Annotated in this window: 14 protein-coding genes and 3 pseudogenes; 11 read left to right on the top strand and 6 right to left on the bottom strand. The window is 58.3% G+C overall.

All coding sequences use genetic code 11. From position 1 onward, the window contains the following. Positions 1-925: 925 nt before the first annotated feature. Complete coding sequence (locus ACVIW0_RS36515; RefSeq protein WP_461346245.1) at positions 926-1,696, bottom strand: hypothetical protein; 771 nt, start codon at positions 1,694-1,696, stop codon at positions 926-928. Next, complete coding sequence (locus ACVIW0_RS36510) at positions 1,659-2,498, bottom strand: nodulate formation efficiency C protein (RefSeq protein ID WP_461346246.1); 840 nt, start codon at positions 2,496-2,498, stop codon at positions 1,659-1,661. The genes ACVIW0_RS36515 and ACVIW0_RS36510 overlap by 38 nt, the downstream gene beginning before the upstream one ends. 1,341 nt (positions 2,499-3,839) lie before the next feature. On the opposite strand from ACVIW0_RS36510, the pseudogene ACVIW0_RS36505 reads away from it, so the two are divergent. From ACVIW0_RS36505 to ACVIW0_RS36490, 4 genes and pseudogenes are all read left to right on the top strand, one after another. Further along, positions 3,840-4,606: pseudogene (locus ACVIW0_RS36505) on the top strand (IS5 family transposase). Positions 4,607-5,489: 883 nt separating this feature from the next. Next, positions 5,490-5,642 (top strand): annotated as a pseudogene (locus ACVIW0_RS36500) (transposase); the annotation flags it as partial. After that, a complete protein-coding gene (locus ACVIW0_RS36495; protein ID WP_461357528.1) occupies positions 5,570-6,592 on the top strand; it encodes an IS3 family transposase in 1,023 nt (340 codons plus the stop codon). The pseudogene ACVIW0_RS36500 and the gene ACVIW0_RS36495, both read left to right, overlap by 73 nt. A 219-nt stretch (positions 6,593-6,811) precedes the next feature. Further along, complete coding sequence (locus tag ACVIW0_RS36490) at positions 6,812-7,033, top strand: hypothetical protein (RefSeq protein ID WP_461346248.1); 222 nt, start codon at positions 6,812-6,814, stop codon at positions 7,031-7,033. Between the two features lie 4 nt (positions 7,034-7,037). Here ACVIW0_RS36490 and ACVIW0_RS36485 read toward each other — a convergent pair. Further along, positions 7,038-7,271 (bottom strand): annotated as a pseudogene (locus ACVIW0_RS36485) (DDE-type integrase/transposase/recombinase); the annotation flags it as partial. A gap of 677 nt (positions 7,272-7,948) precedes the next feature. Further along, positions 7,949-8,122 carry a 6-carboxytetrahydropterin synthase gene (locus ACVIW0_RS36480; protein WP_461346249.1) on the bottom strand — a complete coding sequence of 58 codons (174 nt, stop codon included), beginning with the start codon at positions 8,120-8,122 and terminating at the stop codon, positions 7,949-7,951. Positions 8,123-8,190: 68 nt separating this feature from the next. Here ACVIW0_RS36480 and ACVIW0_RS36475 point away from each other — a divergent pair, with 68 nt between their 5' ends. From ACVIW0_RS36475 to ACVIW0_RS36465, 3 genes are all read left to right on the top strand, one after another. Beyond that, positions 8,191-8,538 carry a hypothetical protein gene (locus ACVIW0_RS36475; RefSeq protein ID WP_461357527.1) on the top strand — a complete coding sequence of 116 codons (348 nt, stop codon included), beginning with the start codon at positions 8,191-8,193 and terminating at the stop codon, positions 8,536-8,538. Continuing rightward, on the top strand, positions 8,426-9,559 hold the full coding sequence (locus tag ACVIW0_RS36470) for an FAD-dependent oxidoreductase (RefSeq protein ID WP_461346251.1): 1,134 nt from the start codon (positions 8,426-8,428) through the stop codon (positions 9,557-9,559). Before ACVIW0_RS36475 ends, ACVIW0_RS36470 begins: the two co-directional genes overlap by 113 nt. Positions 9,560-10,719: 1,160 nt before the next feature. Next, positions 10,720-10,992, top strand: a complete 273-nt coding sequence (locus tag ACVIW0_RS36465) for a hypothetical protein (RefSeq protein WP_461349791.1) — start codon at positions 10,720-10,722, stop codon at positions 10,990-10,992. A 297-nt stretch (positions 10,993-11,289) separates the two neighbouring features. Here the strand turns inward: ACVIW0_RS36465 and ACVIW0_RS36460 are convergent, their stop codons facing one another. Next, positions 11,290-11,583 (bottom strand): hypothetical protein, encoded by a 294-nt coding sequence (locus tag ACVIW0_RS36460; protein ID WP_461346252.1) that lies wholly within the window; start codon positions 11,581-11,583, stop codon positions 11,290-11,292. An 869-nt stretch (positions 11,584-12,452) separates the two neighbouring features. On the opposite strand from ACVIW0_RS36460, the gene ACVIW0_RS36455 reads away from it, so the two are divergent. Continuing rightward, positions 12,453-12,920: a helix-turn-helix transcriptional regulator gene (locus tag ACVIW0_RS36455; RefSeq protein WP_461346253.1), complete on the top strand. Its 468-nt coding sequence runs from the start codon at positions 12,453-12,455 to the stop codon at positions 12,918-12,920. Between the two features lie 388 nt (positions 12,921-13,308). On the opposite strand, the gene ACVIW0_RS36450 is transcribed toward ACVIW0_RS36455, so the two are convergent. Beyond that, on the bottom strand, positions 13,309-13,851 hold the full coding sequence (locus ACVIW0_RS36450) for a hypothetical protein (RefSeq protein ID WP_461346254.1): 543 nt from the start codon (positions 13,849-13,851) through the stop codon (positions 13,309-13,311). Positions 13,852-14,292: 441 nt separating this feature from the next. On the opposite strand from ACVIW0_RS36450, the gene ACVIW0_RS36445 reads away from it, so the two are divergent. The 3 genes from ACVIW0_RS36445 (at position 14,293) to ACVIW0_RS36435 (ending at position 16,941) form a co-directional block, all read left to right on the top strand. Further along, entirely contained in the window at positions 14,293-15,327 is a 1,035-nt protein-coding gene (locus tag ACVIW0_RS36445; protein WP_461346255.1) for a di-heme-cytochrome C peroxidase, read from the top strand. Continuing rightward, positions 15,299-15,955 carry a c-type cytochrome gene (locus ACVIW0_RS36440; protein ID WP_461346256.1) on the top strand — a complete coding sequence of 219 codons (657 nt, stop codon included), beginning with the start codon at positions 15,299-15,301 and terminating at the stop codon, positions 15,953-15,955. Before ACVIW0_RS36445 ends, ACVIW0_RS36440 begins: the two co-directional genes overlap by 29 nt. Positions 15,956-16,521: 566 nt before the next feature. Continuing rightward, on the top strand, positions 16,522-16,941 hold the full coding sequence (locus tag ACVIW0_RS36435; RefSeq protein ID WP_461346257.1) for a globin domain-containing protein: 420 nt from the start codon (positions 16,522-16,524) through the stop codon (positions 16,939-16,941). The last annotated feature ends 102 nt before the right edge of the window (positions 16,942-17,043 follow it).

Genomic DNA, 17,043 nt, shown 5'->3' with positions numbered 1-17,043 from the left:
TAGCGGCGCGTGCAAACAGTGATTGCAAAGCACGGCTCCTCAAGGTGTCCACCGCTACCGTTATCCGGATCTGGTAGATTTTAGCCGCAGTGCTGCCCGGAGCGCTGTGAATGAAGGACAATTTTCGAGCATCGTCACGTCAGGTTTCGGACCAGCGCCGTCATTGACCAGACAAGACAGAAGGCAACCGCACAGGACGCTTGGTACAGGTTAGAGCAACCGGTTCCGGTAACCGCACGTCACCGACTTTGATGACGACGCCCGTTGAAGTTCTCTCACCAGCACCCGATGAGGATCGATATGAGGCGCCCGCGCAATCCGACTACGGTGCGCCCCGTCTCATCACACAAATCGTGTCGCACTTGCATCACCTCTGGCCGAGCAGTTGCGTCAAGAGATTACGCCGTCAACCGCCATTCCTATACTGGCATCAACCGCTTGCCGGCACGTCCGGCAAATTCCGTTTTCTATCTCCCAAACGGCCTGCTTCGCGGCAAGATCAACGGGAGTATTCCATGACACGCAAAGGTAAACCGAAGAACTCCAGTCACAAAGCCTTCATCGTGACGGGCGAAGCCGAAACTGCATTTTGGACAAAGGTCGGCGGTGTCTGGCCTCACGACGACGGGAAGGGGCTTTAACGTCAAGCCGATAGTACTACTCGTCGGTGGCCGGCTCGGCTCGTCATTCCGTGAACGCAAGGATGTAAGTGCGTGATCGTCTTCCCTGGTCCGAATAGCTCTGTGCGATCGTAACCGGGGCAGCGAAGAGGCACGATGGCGCGTCAAACGAGGCCATTCCGGTGTGGAGCAATTTCCATGACCTCGCCCACGAGCTGACCGTAGTCTTGCGCGACAAGGTTCTTCAAATATTGACTGCTCTTGGGCCGATGTCGCTACCGCGCATTTCCGAACCCTCGACGCGGCTAAAGCCTATGATTCGGCTTCGCCTGCGAGGCGCCCCAAACCCTGAGAGCCTGGGCAGTGAGCTCGGCGCTCGCCAGCTCTCTCCAGGACCGCCCCACTTCGATCCAATTGCTTTTCCGCGCGGGTAAGGTGGCCAATGTTTTTCGTGCAATCGGTGCGAGATGCGCGGCTTCGGAATCCGGATCGCGGTTCGCATCTTCTAGGATTTTGAAAGCTGCCTGCTCGGATCGTGCCCACCCTGCCTCTGTGAACCTGCTCTCGCCAAAATACTCGAGGCATGTGCGGAACGTCAAAGCACGGCCGATAACCGTATGGTTGGGGAGTGCGGGTTCGTTCAGCCACTTCCGAAAATAGTCACACCACTCTTCGCTGCTGAAGTCGAGGAGACCGCTTCCTTCAAAGATCAAAAGTGCCGCCATGCCGGCGATCTCGTATCGCACCTGTTCATCCTGCTTCTCGAACCAGTCGCGGATTGTCTGCAAGGGCGTCATAGGCCGCGTCACGACTGATGTCACTGTCGAGTCGGTGCGATTAAACGAAACAACGTTTTCCAGCGGAGGCATGCGCGGCCAGGGCTTCCCTTTCGCGTCCCATAATACCCACCGCTCTGCGATCGCTTTTGCCTCTTCGGGCGATCTCGTTCGCCAAAGCTCCTTAAGCGCCTCGTCGACGTAGTACGAAACATCCGCCTGCACGCCACACGTACGCGCGATTGCCGCGAGGCGCCCAGCGTCAAGGAGCCGCGCCGCGAAATTGTTCTCTGCGTTCATTTTCCGAGGCCTTTCGCGCCCTTTCCAGCGCGTCCCGTTCATTTCGCTCTATGTGATCGAACCAGGAGCCCGGGGGGAATGTCGCTATGCGCCGGGCAAAGAACGACTGCGGCTCCCAAGCTTGTCCCTCGCGCTTCTCGAAGATGATGACACCTTTTCGGGTGAAGTAATCGGGCCCCGGAATATTGCAGTTCACCAAAAGGAGAACCCGCCATAGATCGCCTTTGGTAATCCGCGTCTCATTCACCTTCGGTAAATAATTCACGCCCACAGGTTCTACGATGGTGCAACGGCCATGCCTGAGCAGATCGCCTAGCTTGCCTTGGGGGGTGGTCACGAAGTTGAAGTTGGCCGGATCATGCAGAAAGCGAAGGTTCACGTCCTTTATGCCGTCCGTGACTTCAGCGGCAATCAGCGAGAGAGCGAAAGCGCGCCAGCCCAGTTCCAGCGGCTTCGCGTATGTCGAGGCGATCTCTGGCGTTCCCTCAGAAGAGAACCTCCAAGTTATGACGTACACTTCGTGTGATCGATTGTCGCGGTGCCTGGTCCACGAAAAGAAAACATATTCGCTTCGGTCGGCTCCTCGAGCGACGCCCCAGCTTCGAGGGACCAAGTGCGCTACTTTCGAGACCTTGGAGAGGATTTGTTCGACGGTCTCGCCGTTTTGCGCCCGCCAGGTTGATTTGACGTTATGCACGAGCGGGATGTCGTTGGCGCGAACACTGCTGTTTGTGACGGCTAGGTCAGCGCAGCAGATCAGCAGAAGGGCGAGACAGAACGAGAGCGCGCATTTTCCAGCCATTTCTCACCTGCTGCCCGGATCTACCTGTTCTCTCTGGGCGGGCTCAATCCTAGGGGGACCGCGACTTCGCTGTCCTCAGCACTGAAAGTTAGCGGCGACGTGACGACGCGCCCGTCGGTATCGGCCGAGCAGACGCCGCCCTATCCTCATGTCACGCGCCGCTAACCTCAGTGGCCAGCCACGGCCTCAAGTTGCGATGGTAGCCATGCCTGAGGGAGGGCCCGCAGGCACGCCCAAGGATCTGCATACTTCGTGCCAGCCGATGGTCGGCGGTTCGTTGTGTTTTTGTGTTAGCTTTAGCGACTTTCCGACATGGTCAGGTCCCGATCCCTGCACAGGCCTGTCCACAGCCGCGTCTTATCGACGTTGTCATCTGGGTAACTATCGGACGCGAACCCTCGCTGCCAACCCTCACATGATGAAAAGCGCGCTTCAGTTATCGTCCTCGGCGTTGTTTGAGTTGGCGCCGTGGCAGCAAAGTCGACGCCAAATTCCGGCCGAGCCTTTGGGTAGATGCGATTAAGGCTTCCAACGCGGCCGCCTGGCGCTTTAACGCGGCCACGCTGCGCTCCTGGAGCTTGAGTGCGACATCGGTCAGCTGGACGTGGCGGCTCTACGGCGGTAACGACACGGAGCCTCTCTTTGGACGCAGGTCGGTATGGAGCAGATCTTCAGCCTCAAACAAGCGGTTGACACGTTCCCGCGTTCGAACCTCTGCACGCGCATTCGCGAGAGACCGCGCCAGACAATACGATCTCGACGGGGACCCATCATAGGAAGCGTCGGTTCAGTGGCCGTCGTCTTCGTTCGATGATTTCGTTAGCTGGGCGCGCCAGCAAATGGATCGCTGACCCGTGCGACCGATACCTACGCAAGCTGGTAGGTGTGGGCCTTGTATTTCCGTGTCAGTTGCGGAGCATAGATCGCTGGTTTGTGGAGCGCACGCTCCGTTTAGTGCTGGAGCTGTGTAGTGCGCGGCGACCTCCCGTACATACCTTGCGTCATTTTGCTGGGACTGGCTTCGCTGGCCGTCCCTGCGGCTGAAACATTCATGCAATGAGGTGACCGAGGCGATCCTTTCCGGAACGCAGCAATATGGATGGTTGGTTAGTAACAGTCGCCATCAAGGAAGACGACGACGAGTATAGGCACAGAACTTACGCGGTCGCAGACCAAAGGAAAGCCGTGAAGCTAGCCTTGAAAGATAGCGGCGCAAAGGCCGCAATGGTCAACTGCCCGCTCGAAAATGGGATGTTGTAAACTCTGGGCCTAGGTGGTGTGGACTCTAAGGATTCCCTTTTTGGAGCAATCAGATTCAAGGCTGCTTTTGGGGAGGCCGCCTTGGGTGTGATGGACCCGTTTGGTATTGAGCGACGCGGCGTGGAAGCGGATGGCGCCGTTGATCATAGGGCGCCCCGATCAGAAGGGCTCGACCGGGCGCGACAACCGAATGTTCGTTGAAGGAGTGCTGTGGATCGTGCGTACGGGGTCTCCCTGGCGCGATCTCCCGGAGGTCTTCGGCGATTGGAACAGCGTGTTCCGGCGCTTCAGCCGATGGAGCACCAAGGGTGTTTGGTGGCGGATCTTCGAGGCGATGTCCGATGATCCGGACTTCGAATATCTGATCGTCGATTCCACCATCGTTCGGGCGCATCAGCACGCTGCCGGCGCCAAAAAAGGGGGCTGAAGATCAGGCGATCGGCCGCTCGCGCGGGGGCCTGTGCACCAAGATACATCTGGCCGTTCGAGGCTTGGGATGTCCGGTGCGGTTCACGCTGACCTCGGGTCAGAAGGGCGATGTACCGCAAGCCGCCGCATTGATCGAAGGCTTGTCCGCCGAGGTCGTCATGGCCGACGCCGCCTATGACGCCGATCACTTGCGCCAAGCCATCGCCGCCAAAGGCGCGCTCGCCGTCATTCCCAACAACCCGTCACGCGCGCTCAAATACCCGCTCGACAAGCATCTCTACGCCCAGCGTCATCTCGTCGAATGCTGCTTCTCAAAGCTCAAGCAGTTCCGACGTGTCGCAACCCGCTTCGAAAAAAAAACGGCCCGGAATTACCGGGCCGTCGTCACTCTCGCTGCCATTGTTCTATGGATGCGCTAGTGTCCACACCACCTAGAGCCCGGAGAGTTCATCGTTGTGCATGATGAAGAGATTGATCCGATCCCTGGGGCGGCCTCGGCGCGACTAGGGGCGCGTTCGATCTCGTTCAACCGCGTCGGATTGACGGCATGCATGTCCGGAAGCTCCCACGAGCAGTAAGCTGGCGTGCCGAGATAGCGCGCAATTTGCTTTCCTCCTCTTTCTGATCTTCTGGCACGCGGGTTGCTGAGCCATGCATGGCTTGGTCTCTGACTGACTGACCTCGTGAGGGCCAAGCCGCGCATCGCAACTCGCACGGTCGGCGGTCCCCGCCCTCCGTGCGCTTCTTCTGAAGGCGCGATGATCAGCCGAGCCGTGGCATCATGATCGTCTGGCTCAGGAATTGCTAGGAGACGTACGGGCTTGGCTGCTCATGCATTCGCGCTGCACCTTGCGAGCCGTCAAGCCTGCGCGGGTGGACCTACCTCCACCCGCGCTTCCTTCTCCGTCGCCCTTGAGGCCGCATTAACAGCACGCCGTGGAGATCATGGCATGACCCGTGACGAGGCTTTGAAGAACGCTATAGCAGCGCTCAGAGGGTGCTCGGAGGGAAGATCGGAACCGGCGCCGTACTCGCCGCGATTGCGGAGCTATGGCGACTGGTTCGCCACCTAGAAAACAGAAGCTCTCCTCATAGGCTAGAACTGAGATGGCAGCAAGGTGGATGGTTTCGGTCGGCGTCGTCAAAGACGGCAAGCTTCGATATGTGACTTATGCCGTCGCTATGGCTGATCAGGCGGAAGCCGTGAAGGCCTCATTGGATGTTGATCTGAGGCCGGCAAACTGGACCATTATTGGCTAGAGTTTTTCGCACCGATTCCCCGGCTGGGAGGAGCGAAGGACGATGAAGGCCTCGAGGTTTTCGGACGCCCAGAAGGCGTTCATCCTAAAGCAGGGCAGTGACGGGATTGCGGTGGCGGAGATCTGCCGCAGGGCCGGGATCAGCCAGGCGACCTACTTCAACTGGAAGAAGAAATACGACGGGCTGCTGCCGACCGAGATGCGACGGCTGAAGCAGCTCGAGAAGGAGAACGGCAAGCTGAAGAAGCTGGTGGCGGACCTGTCGCTCGACAAAGAGATGCTGCAGGACGTGATCCGCCGAAAGCTATGAAGCCTGGCCGGAAGCGCAAGCTGGTCGACGAGGTCTGTGGCGAGTGGCAGGTGTCGATCCGCAGGGCCTGTGACGCTCTCGAGTTTGACCGCTCGACCTATCACTACAAGTCCCGCCGCTCCGGCCAGGCTGCCCTCGAACAGAAGATCAAGGAGATCTGTCATGTCCGCGTTCGCTACGGCTACCGTCGTGTTCACGTCCTGCTCCGCCGCGAGGGTTGGCGTCATGGCCAGAACAAGACGCGCCGCATCTATCGCGAATTGGGCCTGCAATTACGCAACAAGACGCCCAAGCGCCGGGTCAAGGCCAAGCTGCGCGATGACCGCAGGCCGGCCACACGATCGAACGAGACCTGGGCAATGGACTTCGTCCATGACCAGCTGGCGACCGGACACAAGCTTCGCGTGCTTACCATCATCGATACCTTCTCCCGCTTCTCGCCGGCGCTGGCGCCACGGTTCACCTTCCGCGGCAGCGACGTCGCGGAGGTGCTGGAGAGGGCCTGCAAGGAAGTGGGCTTCCCGGCAACGATCCGGGTCGATCAAGGCAGCGAGTTCGTGTCGCGCGACCTTGATCTGTGGGCTTACCAGCGCGGCGTCACGCTGGACTTCTCGCGGCCCGGCAAACCAACCGACAACGCGTTCATCGAGGCCTTCAATGGCCGCTTCCGGGCCGAATGCCTCAACGCCCACTGGTTCCTGTCCCTTGCGGACGCCCAGCAAAAAGTGGAGGATTGGCACAGATACTACAATGAAGAACGGCCCCACGGGGCGATCGGCAATCGACCGCCGATTTTGCTGCAAAACCACGTCGGCGCAACCAGCCCGCCAACGTGACCAAGGCGCAAAACTCTAGTTCTGGGTGGTCCAAACTTCGGTCTCGCTGCAAAAACCACCGAGACTCTAACTCCCGCTGGATGAAAGTTCAGTGGCAGGTCAAGCGCTTATGAGATGTATACACATGTGCCATGTAGCAGAACTTTGACTTTGTTTTTTGATCTACGACAATGGTCCCCTATTCGGGCATGATTATCGGTTCCACAGGATCGTTGGCCGATGACAATCAATCGCCTGCTCGCCGGAAGTACCTATACGGAAAAGGAGCGGAAATCGCTTAATTGGGCTTACCGGCTCACGCTGGAATCGCTTGGGTTGGTCGAGCGGGGAGACCCACTTTGCGAATTTGTCGCGCTCAAGGTCATTGAGGTCCGCGCGCGCGGCGTAACGAACGCATCAGCCATCTCGCGGCTTGCAATCAAAGAGCTGAAGCTTAATTAGGCCGCTTCAGTTGACGCCCGTTCGTCCCATAGTCCCAGTCGATGCGGGTTTCCTTGTACCAGGCCAGCATGGCGTTACAGGTGAGTTTGGTGCCGTTGTCGGAGACGATCAGGCCGGGTTTGCCGCGCCGCGCGACAACCGTCGTCAGTTCCCGCGCCACACGCCGGCGGGAGATCGACGTCTCAGGAATGGCACCCAGACATTCCTTGGTGACATCGTCGACGATATTGAGGATGCGCGCCGGCCCGACCTAGTTCAATAGCGATCGGGACATCCCGCGGCCCTTCCACCTCCAAGAATTGGTAGTCGCACTTCGTGATGAGTGCGCCTAGAGTTAACTGGGGTGATCCAACTCGTTGGATTGCACACATGGTAACCGATTGCCTGGTCTTAATTGGTCACCTGGAGAGCGTCGGCCTTCAGAACGTAACGTTTGCGGTTACCATGCCTGCTGCGACCGACGCTATGAGGCTTCGCTCGATTTCGGGGACATCCGTTCTGAACTCGACGCCAGACACGGCGGACTTGCCTTGGCGATTTCCGCACTCAGTGAACGGGCACCCGAGGGATCTCGGCATCGAGGAAGCGAGATTTGTCAGATCTGTGACGATGATTGGCAGATCTGGCCGCCCAAGCTCCATTAGGCGCCACAAAGTTGGCTTGCAGTTCGGCCTCACTTGCGAACGGTGCACCGGATGAAGGCGATAGGCAGTCCGACACAAGCAGCTCCGTTCAAAATCTACGCTGATCGCATGATCGAGATCGGGACCAACACCATCAACGTTCTACAGATGGCGTCGACTTTGCGGCTCAGGCGCAGCTGCGAAGACCCATTTTTTGTCTGTCCCAGCTCATGGCTTCACTCAACCGACCCTAACCTCCACCCAAGACTCGTCGTTCGCAAATCGGCACACTCTAGCAGCCAAGAATGCGGTCAAAGAACCAATCGACGATCACCGCGGCGGTCGGATTTTCGAGTCCTTCGACATCGTTTAGATGTCGGTGATCGACGAGTTTCAGCAGCGGCCGCACCTCAGCGTCCATCTCAGCGAAGTGGCGCCAATTGTGCTCTTCGACGGCGGGGCTCACGCCGTGACGCACGCCAACGAAACTAGGTTCGGAAGGATCTGAAGCGGGGTTTGCGACTGTCCGGCCAGATGCAGAGCGGCATGGTCGCGTTCAACAGGGGGCTCGCTTCCAATCCCGCGGCGCTCTTCGGCGGTAGCACGGCGAGCGGTCTTGCGCGGGAACGCGCGACCGAAGGCATCAAGGATTCCCTCGAAACGAAGTACATCGCAGTCTCGCTGTATCGAGCGGATGAACTGCACACAGAGAAGGCGCAGTGGCGCAGTTCACCACGAGAGATGAACAACGGACGTGTAGGAGGACAACATGGGCGCGGTCAAGAACGTTATCGTCGTGGGCGGTGGTATTGGTGGCTTGGCAGCCGCCCATGCGCTTCGACGCATCGGCGTGTTTGTTCGAGTCATCGAAATGGGAGATAGGAGCGACCGGATCGGGACTGGCATCACCCTACTTGGGAATGCGCTACGAGCGCTCGCCGAATTGGAATTGGTGGAAGCGTGTCTGCAAGGCGGTCACGGGTGGGACGTCGTATCGATACGCGACGCCGCCGGAAACCCGCTGCATCAGCAGTTCTTGCCAAGAATTTGGGATCCGGATCGTCCAGCCGCGCTAGGAATCATGCGGCCGCGCCTCGGGCAGATCCTGGAGGAGGCCGCCAGGACGAGCGGCGCCGAGATCGCCTTCAATACGACTGTCACTCGGATTGATCAGGACGCTGAGGGCGCGACGGTGCAGCTCTCGCACGGCGAGACAGATCGCGCAGACTTGTTGATCGCGGCCGATGGCGTTTATTCCAAGACGCGCGAGCAAATCTTCGGCGGAGAGTTCAAGCCGCAATACGCCGGCCAAGGAGTGTGGCGTTACACTGTTTCTCGGACCGAAGCTATGGACGGCTTCATCCTCTATCGCCATCCGACGGGGAGAGTGGTTGGCGCGCTGCCGCTGTCGAAGGAGCTGTGTTACCTATTCTTCCTGGAAAACACGGATGAAAAGCTTCGTGTCGCTCAAGATCAGGTTTGCGATTATGTTCGAAACCTGCTCGCCCCATTTACGGCGCCCGAACTGATCCAAGCGGCCGACTTGGTCGGCGAGGGCAATCATATAAGCTACCGCCCGTTCGACATATTGATGATGCCTGCACCATGGCACCGCGGCCGCGTCGTATTGTTGGGTGACTCGGTTCACTCGCTGACACCGCAGATGACGTCGGGCGGCGCCATGGCGATCGAGGATGCTCTGGTCCTCGCTCAGGAACTCCATAGCAGCCACGACCTGGAAACCGCGCTCGCAAGGTACTGCGTTCGACGTGAGGAGAGGGTCAAGCGCATATACGACATCGGATACGCCATTTGTAACGAAGAGCGCAATCCGATGCATAGCCGAGAATATCAGATAGGTCTTCTTCGTGAAGGCTACGCATTCCTGTCTGCGCCTGCCTGATTCGAAAACGGCCGCCGAAGTCAATTGGAGAACAACCAAGATTATGAAAAAAATAGCTCCGAGTGGGCGCCGTGTTCCGGGCAAACGTGCTTCTGCCCACTCGCTCAGAGGCAGCGTCTATTTCGGCCGCAACTACCGATTAAATGATTTAATATTACAGAGTTTGAGAGGAGGACTGGGCGGCACAGCTCGCGCCGACGACGCCGCGCTTCTGACCTGAAGTGAAGACGCGGCGGGGATTTCGCGCGTCGTGGCCGCCGGTAGTCGTTGTCGACATAGACCCGCTCGATCGCGCAGCCGGATCCTGATGCTCCACGGACTCCAGCCCCAACGGCAAACGACGCTTGACGCTACAGCATCAACATCGGATCGGGCTCCTACCTATTCTGGGGGAGGCCGTCGCTCCCTGGCCCCTCATCCTCTATTCATCCTAGGACGCCCGAGCTAAAGACGGGCTGAGATCGGTGACGGCGCTAGAAGAGGAGCGCGGCGGCATGTTCGAACAACCACCCTTCCATTCATATTCAACCGCGGCTCGCATCTGTATTGACATTACGGTCTTAGGCGCTGCTCTGCTGGTCGGGATAATAGTGATTCACGTCGTGCCGTAAGGCGGCCTCAATGGTTAGTCGGTTTCCTCGCAAACATTGCAGGATTGTCGGGCGCATTTGCGATGTTGGCCGCACTCATATGTCTGGTCCCCCGTCGGCGCGCTCGCGTCGCTTGTTCTGATAAGAAAGATAGACTTGTCGATGGCATCGATTGGCTGCTGCTCGACGTGTTGCATAGGCAACGACAGCCTTCGCCCAGCTTCGCGCGCGGGCACCATAAACCTTCGTATCGTTCCATGTCCCTTTAGATGCCTGACGTTTCCCTACGTTCAATTGAGCCGCCGATCGCGATCGTCCTATTTTCAGGTAATGCGGTCGCGCCCCGCTATCGCTGCCCTCCTTGGGCATTCCTCCCTAGACTTGGGTCGCTTGCGGCAACGTAGGCGGCACTTCTTTTGTACGCGGTAAGGCGATGCTGTCAGGCGGCGCGATTCCGCCGAGCGTCGATTTCGCTGCTCCGCGAGCCATAAGCAATGCGCCGAAGCATTTTGGCGAGCCAGGCGAACGGTTCGACGTTATATGGCGTCGCACAGTCGAGCATCGGCATCAGTGACCGTCAAGAACCGCATTCCGCTCGACAACTACTACCTGCCCGGCGACCTCGAACGACAGATCCGGGCTTTCGTTGTAGAGCGTGGCAGGTTTGTCTTGGGCCCTGCTCAGTTACTATTCGACATTCGCTACGTGCTGCAGATGAAGCCGCGGTTTGGTCCTAAAGTCGAGGATTACCGCAAAGTCAGAGGCAGACCGGCATCCAAACGCTGCAGATATCCAGGGTCCGCGTTGGAATTCGCTAAAGTTGCTGAAGCCCAGCTTCGCTAGGGCGGCGTTGTCGGGCGGGCCATGCACCTATGCAAGCCGGTAGTTGTTGGGACTCGGATTGCCGTGTCAAGCTGCCGAACGCAACGCGCCGAATTGTGCAGGTTGATCGTGTTGCCGGAGTGCACGCTCCGTCCTCGCGTCTGGAGCTGTGTGGTCCTCGGCGACCTACCGTACCTAGGCTGCGTGATTTTCATGGGCCTGGTCTCCATCGACATCATAGTAGTCGCAATACTTATGCAATGAGGTGAAGACAGCGCCTACTTCGCGTTCCCGGAGCGCAGCAGGATGGACGGTTGGTTAGTGACTGCTGCTGTCTTCAAGGAAGATGGCGACGACGAAGAATTCAGACACGTAGTATACGTGGTTGCCGTCGCTGACCCGGCGGAAGCGGTGAGGATGACGATAGCCGACTGTGACGCAAGGGCCGGAATGCTTAACTGTCCGCTTCAAAAAGAGCAGTTGCAAAAGCTCGGTTTGGAGCCCGGCGAACTGATCGCGATACACGACGGCAATCATCCAATCCCCGCGCCCTCTCGGCGTCATTAGCCACGTCTGGTTTCGTTCAAACGGCGTCGGGTTGACTGCGTGCATGTCTGAAAGTCGCACGAGAAGTGCACCGGGATTGCGCCGTTTACTCTCCGGTCGTCTGGCACGCGCGTTGCTGAGCAGTCGATGGCTTGGCCGCTTATTGATTGACCCTCGTGAGGGCCAGGTCTGTTTGAGGTGCGACGGCGTGCGGGCGGTCGTCAGCAGTCGCCCGCACGCTTTTCCGTCGCGTCGGCCTCACTGTGCTCTGTCGATACCGCGCCGTTTGGCTCTACTTCTGCACGGTGCCGTGGCATGCGAGTTGTTGAGAGGCTTATCGGCTTGGCTGTTTATCTTCACGCAACACGGACCAAGCTTGTCGTAGCAAACTCCGCGCGGGCGGTCTCCAAATGCTCGCGCGTTCTTTCGGAGTCGCAGGCCGCGCGGCCGGCCATAGGGGGGCTGTGGAGATTGTTCCGTGACCCGTGATGAGGCTTTAAAGAACGCGATAGAGGCGCTGAAGGGATGGTCCGAAGGGAAGGCCGATACGAGCGTCGTACTTGCCGCGATTGCGGAGCTTATGGCGACCAGGCCGCCACCAAGGCCGCCTTCAAAACCCGAGCTTTCTTCATAAGGAATGTGTTGCAATGGACAGGCTGGAATTTATACCGGGTTTCGAGGCAGCTATTCGCTCCGCCGACCCTGAGAAGCTGGCCGCACTTCGGGAGATCGTCCGCCAGCAAGGAGGCCCGGACGAGTTCGCGAAGACGCGCACAGAGCTTGTACGCAAACATCCGCTTACACTCTTTAGGTCTTCAAGATCATCTGCGACGCGGCGCATCAGGAGCCTCGCTCATGAGAGGGCAAGCCGATGAAAGGTAAGCTCGACAATCGCGCTTTGTTCGTTGATGACTTGGTCAGGGTGGCTGCGAGCGATGACAGATAGCAATGACAACATCATCCCGGACGTCGGACCGCCTTCCATCGACCTGACCGGGATTTACATGACAGCGGTTCAATTGGCCGCGCACTTCAAGATTACACCTGCAACGATCGTCCGTTGGGCGGAACGGCCCAACTTTCCATGCGCGAGCACTTCCGCCGGAGAGGCAGCTTGGCTTGTGACAGACGTGCAAGAATGGAACCGCCAGCGTAAACGCGCATACCGCGCCGCGCTGCGCGCCCAAGAGAAGGCGGTCGAGACGGCCGTGGAGAGAGCTCGTCACCGCCAGCGCTTAATCGCCGCGTTTGCTCGCACATGTCCGCCGCAGGTCGAGCGATCGGCTGTTCCGCTGTCGGGCGCGCCTCTTTCGCGCAAGATGATCGTCCAAGCGGATGGTTCCCTTGCGCCTGCGCCCAGTGAGCAGCATGACCGGCGCACGATGCCCAAAAATAGCCGCTGATCGTACCAGATCGGCGACCACAGAGAGGGCGCACGCAGTTAATCGCATGCGCTACAGTCGATCCACAACCCAACGCCGCCCGCTTGAAATACATGCGGACGGCGTTGGCTCTAGCCCTAGGAGGGTGTATGCAAAATCCTGACTTGGACAAAGTATGGATGAGGGGGCGCGCCTTCGCCATCCGTATGACTCCGGTACTCCCCAATGAGTAGGGGAGCTGTGCCGCGAGGTCTAGGGTCGCGGGCGACTAAGTTACTCCGGCCTCAGCCCATGCCGGGGCGACCCGGACAATTTTAACCGAGTCGAGTGCGGTAATTGATGGAGCCGGCGCGGAGATCGCCCCGCATGTCGTTGGTGGCGTGAAGCTCCATGGCTAAGCGTTCGGCGTTTAGGACTTTAGGCGCCGATTCAGCGCTTCAGCAAAGCGTCGTTCGAAATCAGCCTTACGCTCCGCAATGGGGCGATCGAAAAAGTTGTCACGGACAACAATTCCGCGACCCTCGTCTGCGTCGATATGATCGATGTTGCAGTCCTTGAACGTGCAGCCGGTGAAGGCGAGCTGTTCGGCGCTGCTATCGAGCACGATGGTGCATTTCACGAAGGTGCAGCCATCAAAGCGGGCAAAATGAACCTGGCCGCGGAAATCAAATAATTCGGCGTGAAAGGTATCATTCCAGAATACGCGTTCTTCGTGGATATCGGTCACTGTTTCGCCTTTTAGCCCTTCGTGCCGCTGAGTTGCCTTCCGTCGAGCCCTTCGACACGCACCGTCAAATACCTTGAACCGACCGCGAAGCTGTGGGCCAGCTTGACGCTCCCGGACTCCTCGGCGAAGCGTGAGGTTCGCGACGGCTTCAAACTCTTCGGCAGCGAGATTGCGGCCGCGATTCCTGTTCAATTCGCTGAGCAGGTCTTTACGGTCACGCCTCATGTTTCTTTAGCCCGTCAGTCATTGCTCGTGCGCTTCAACGGCCTAGTTTGCACGTCGTTCTCACCGGAAGATTGTCGATCAGTGAGCGGCGCCTTGAAGAGCGTTTTGGTCGATCCTGCGCCATTCCAGATCGACATCGGGAAGATCTCTCGGAACCAATCTGGCAGTGAGGCTCCGCAATTGCTATGCCGCACGCCTGTATGCCTCCGACAAATCCAGGGCGACGCGATGATCGTTTTCCGAATGCAGTTGCTTCCGCCAAAACTTGGTAGGTTGAAGTTTGTTGGATAGCGCCCTTTGATAACCAATGATCCGATGGCCTGCAGGCCGAACCTGCAGGCCGAAAGGCAAGCCCAGGTTTGCCGGAAAAGGCGGAAAAGGCGCGGATTTCGGCGAAAGTTGCCTCGGGCTGTTGCGACAATGGAAGCGGTAGGACACACGATGCTCCGCACTCTCTTTCTGATCGCCTTAACGTTTGTCGTCACGACAAACTCGGATGCTCAAGGCACCGACGCCAATCCCATCTATCTTGACCAGGGTGTGGATTGGACCGCGGCAGCGAGAGCTGACTTCTATTCGCGCGATCAGGGCTCGCGTTTGATTACGTTGTCTTGGATGCAGGCGCTGAAGCAAAGGAACGGACAGCCATTCCTCGCGCATGGTTTGTCACGGTACGGCTATCTACCGAATCCTGCAAACACGGCCAATCTTCCCGTCGGCTTTCACGCTTCAGGCCCTCAAGACTTCCAGGTCGTCGGAATGATCTGCTCAGCCTGTTACACGCGCCAGATCGAAGCTGATGGCAAGGTGTATCGGGTGGATAGCGGTCCGGCGTTTGTAGACTTCTACGCATTGCTTGGCGATCTGGACAAGGCTGTGGGCGACGTGATTGCCAGTGACAGCTCGTTCGCTCCGTTTGCTGCAGCTGTCCTGCGGTCCACAGCGCCGGACGCGGCCGACGCTGCGGATCTTCGTCGGCAGGTCGGGGGGTGGTACTTGCGGTTTCACACGCTTATTGTGCGCGCGCTGCCCAAGACCGGCTGGGGAGTTGGCCGTCTGGACGCTGTGGGGATGATTTTCAACCGCATATCCGGACTGGACATAGGCCCGCCGCCCGACTTAATGATCCCAGGAAACATGAAAACCGCGGACGCTCCCGTGAGATACCCATTCCTCTGGAATTCGCCGCGGCAAGATAAGACGCAATGGCCTGGATTCGCAAAAAATGGAAATGACATCTTGGGGCTGGCTCGGAACGTTGGCGAGGTTCTGGGAGTATTCGCTACGTTCGAGCCGAAGCGTCAGGGTGTGATCATCAATTTCCTTGACAATAATTCCACCAATTTCGACGGCCTGAGCCAGCTTGAAAACCTGGTGAAGCGGATCGGCCCTCCGAAATGGCCCTGGACGATTGACGCTGCTTTAGCCGCGCGCGGCAAAGCGATTTTTGAAAGGGATTCCGCTGAAGGGGGGTAGCGGTTGCCACGGGATAGAAGACGGAGAGCAACGCTTTCCATTTGTAAAAACATGGCGAACTCCGGTCCAGAACGTTGGTACCGATACACGAGAATACGACATCCTCGCCTGGAAGGCGAATACGGGCGTGCTGAAGGGAGCGTACATTCCCTTCGCGACCGCCCCCCTCAAGGAGAACGATGAGATTCTTAACATTCTTGCGACCTCGGTCATTGGTTCGATCGCGGAACACCTGTTGGCCGGCGGCGCCCCTTCAACCAATGCACGGGTAGCAGCGGCGCCAGATCCGGGATCGTCGGACACACCGGAGTCTCTGGGGCTGGTGCGGCTACCGCCAACGCTGCAGGATCTGCTAACGGCTTTCGATACTGTCAGCACCTCGGAAGCAATCAAAAAGGCTAGGCGTCAGGGAGCAGAACGAGCGTCTCACGCTCAGCTGCCTCCGTGGGGCTCCTACGAGGCCAGTGTTCTGCAGGGTATTTGGGCCGCCGCACCTTATCTCCATAACGGATCGGTCCCGACGCTGGCGGAATTGCTCAAGCCATCAGGGCAGCGCAGATCGCAGTTTAGCGTCGGACGCAAATACGACATTGAAAACGTGGTCTTGCTGTCACCAAGGAGCCGCTGAGCGATACTCTATCCGTGACGGATTGCAGCAATATCAACTCTGGAAATAGCCGATGCGGCCACGAGTACGGGACAAGTTTGAGCGATCAGGACAAAAAGGCGTTGCTTGAATACCTCAAGACACTGTGACCCTCTTAGGCTCCCCTCTTTGACCGGACTTCCAACATGCTGCCGGTCCCACTATCGTTTGCGCAAAACGACCCTCATTCGCCGAGTTCTCGCTGTCGGCGCGAGCATTGGAATGGACATCTGATCCAGCGCAGCTGCTCAAGGTCGCACGAGTGGTGACCCAACTCCTGCCCTTCTGCCGTATGCGTCGCTTGTGTGTAAGAAAAGAGGTTCCACATGCTCCCAATCTCAACAGCGCATGACAAAGAGTGCGTTCGCTGTGGTTCTGGATTAGTCACCCTCGAGTGGCACGAGCGCGTCTCCGCGAATGAAGCTCAGGATCTTTGGCGCTGCTGGAACTGCAAACACCAGTTTGTCTCCGTCGTCACTTCAGATGAGAGAGAGCCCTTAGCGGCAGAGATTACAAGACCATTCTTTACGAGCCTGCTCGTCTAACCAATGACGCCCGAGCAGGTCGACCTTATCAGGACATCATTTGACGCGATGTGGCCGATCCGCCGCGACCTCGCCGACCTGTGCTACAACAGGTTCGTCGAACTAGCTCCAGATGCAAGACAAATGTTCGGCGGCGATACTGAGAAGCAGCGGATGAAGGTGCTGGATATGATCACAGCGCTGGTCGCCTCGCTCGACGAAAGACCGATGTTCCGATCGCTGATCGCGATTTCCGGTCACAAGCACGCCAGACTTGGCGTTCAGCCGTCGCACTTTGTCGCAATGGGCGAGGCGTTGATGTGGAGCTTTGAGCGAAAATTCGGCGCTTCTTTCACCCCTGAGCTGACAGAGACCTGGCAAGCACTTTACGCCACCGCCCAGAACGAGATGCTCCGCGCGACTGGCCAGCATAGTTCGTTTTGACATTGGCGGATGCGGCACCCAGAGGAGTACGTCACGGCACAATGTCAAACGCCATCCGGAACTGCCCCCTTTGCGTCATGAAGAACTGCCCCACCATCGGGT

It is taken from the genome of Bradyrhizobium sp. USDA 4454 (assembly GCF_054822705.1).
The sequence above is the reverse complement of the archived record's forward strand: the minus strand, read 5'-3'. Positions and strand labels throughout refer to the sequence as shown.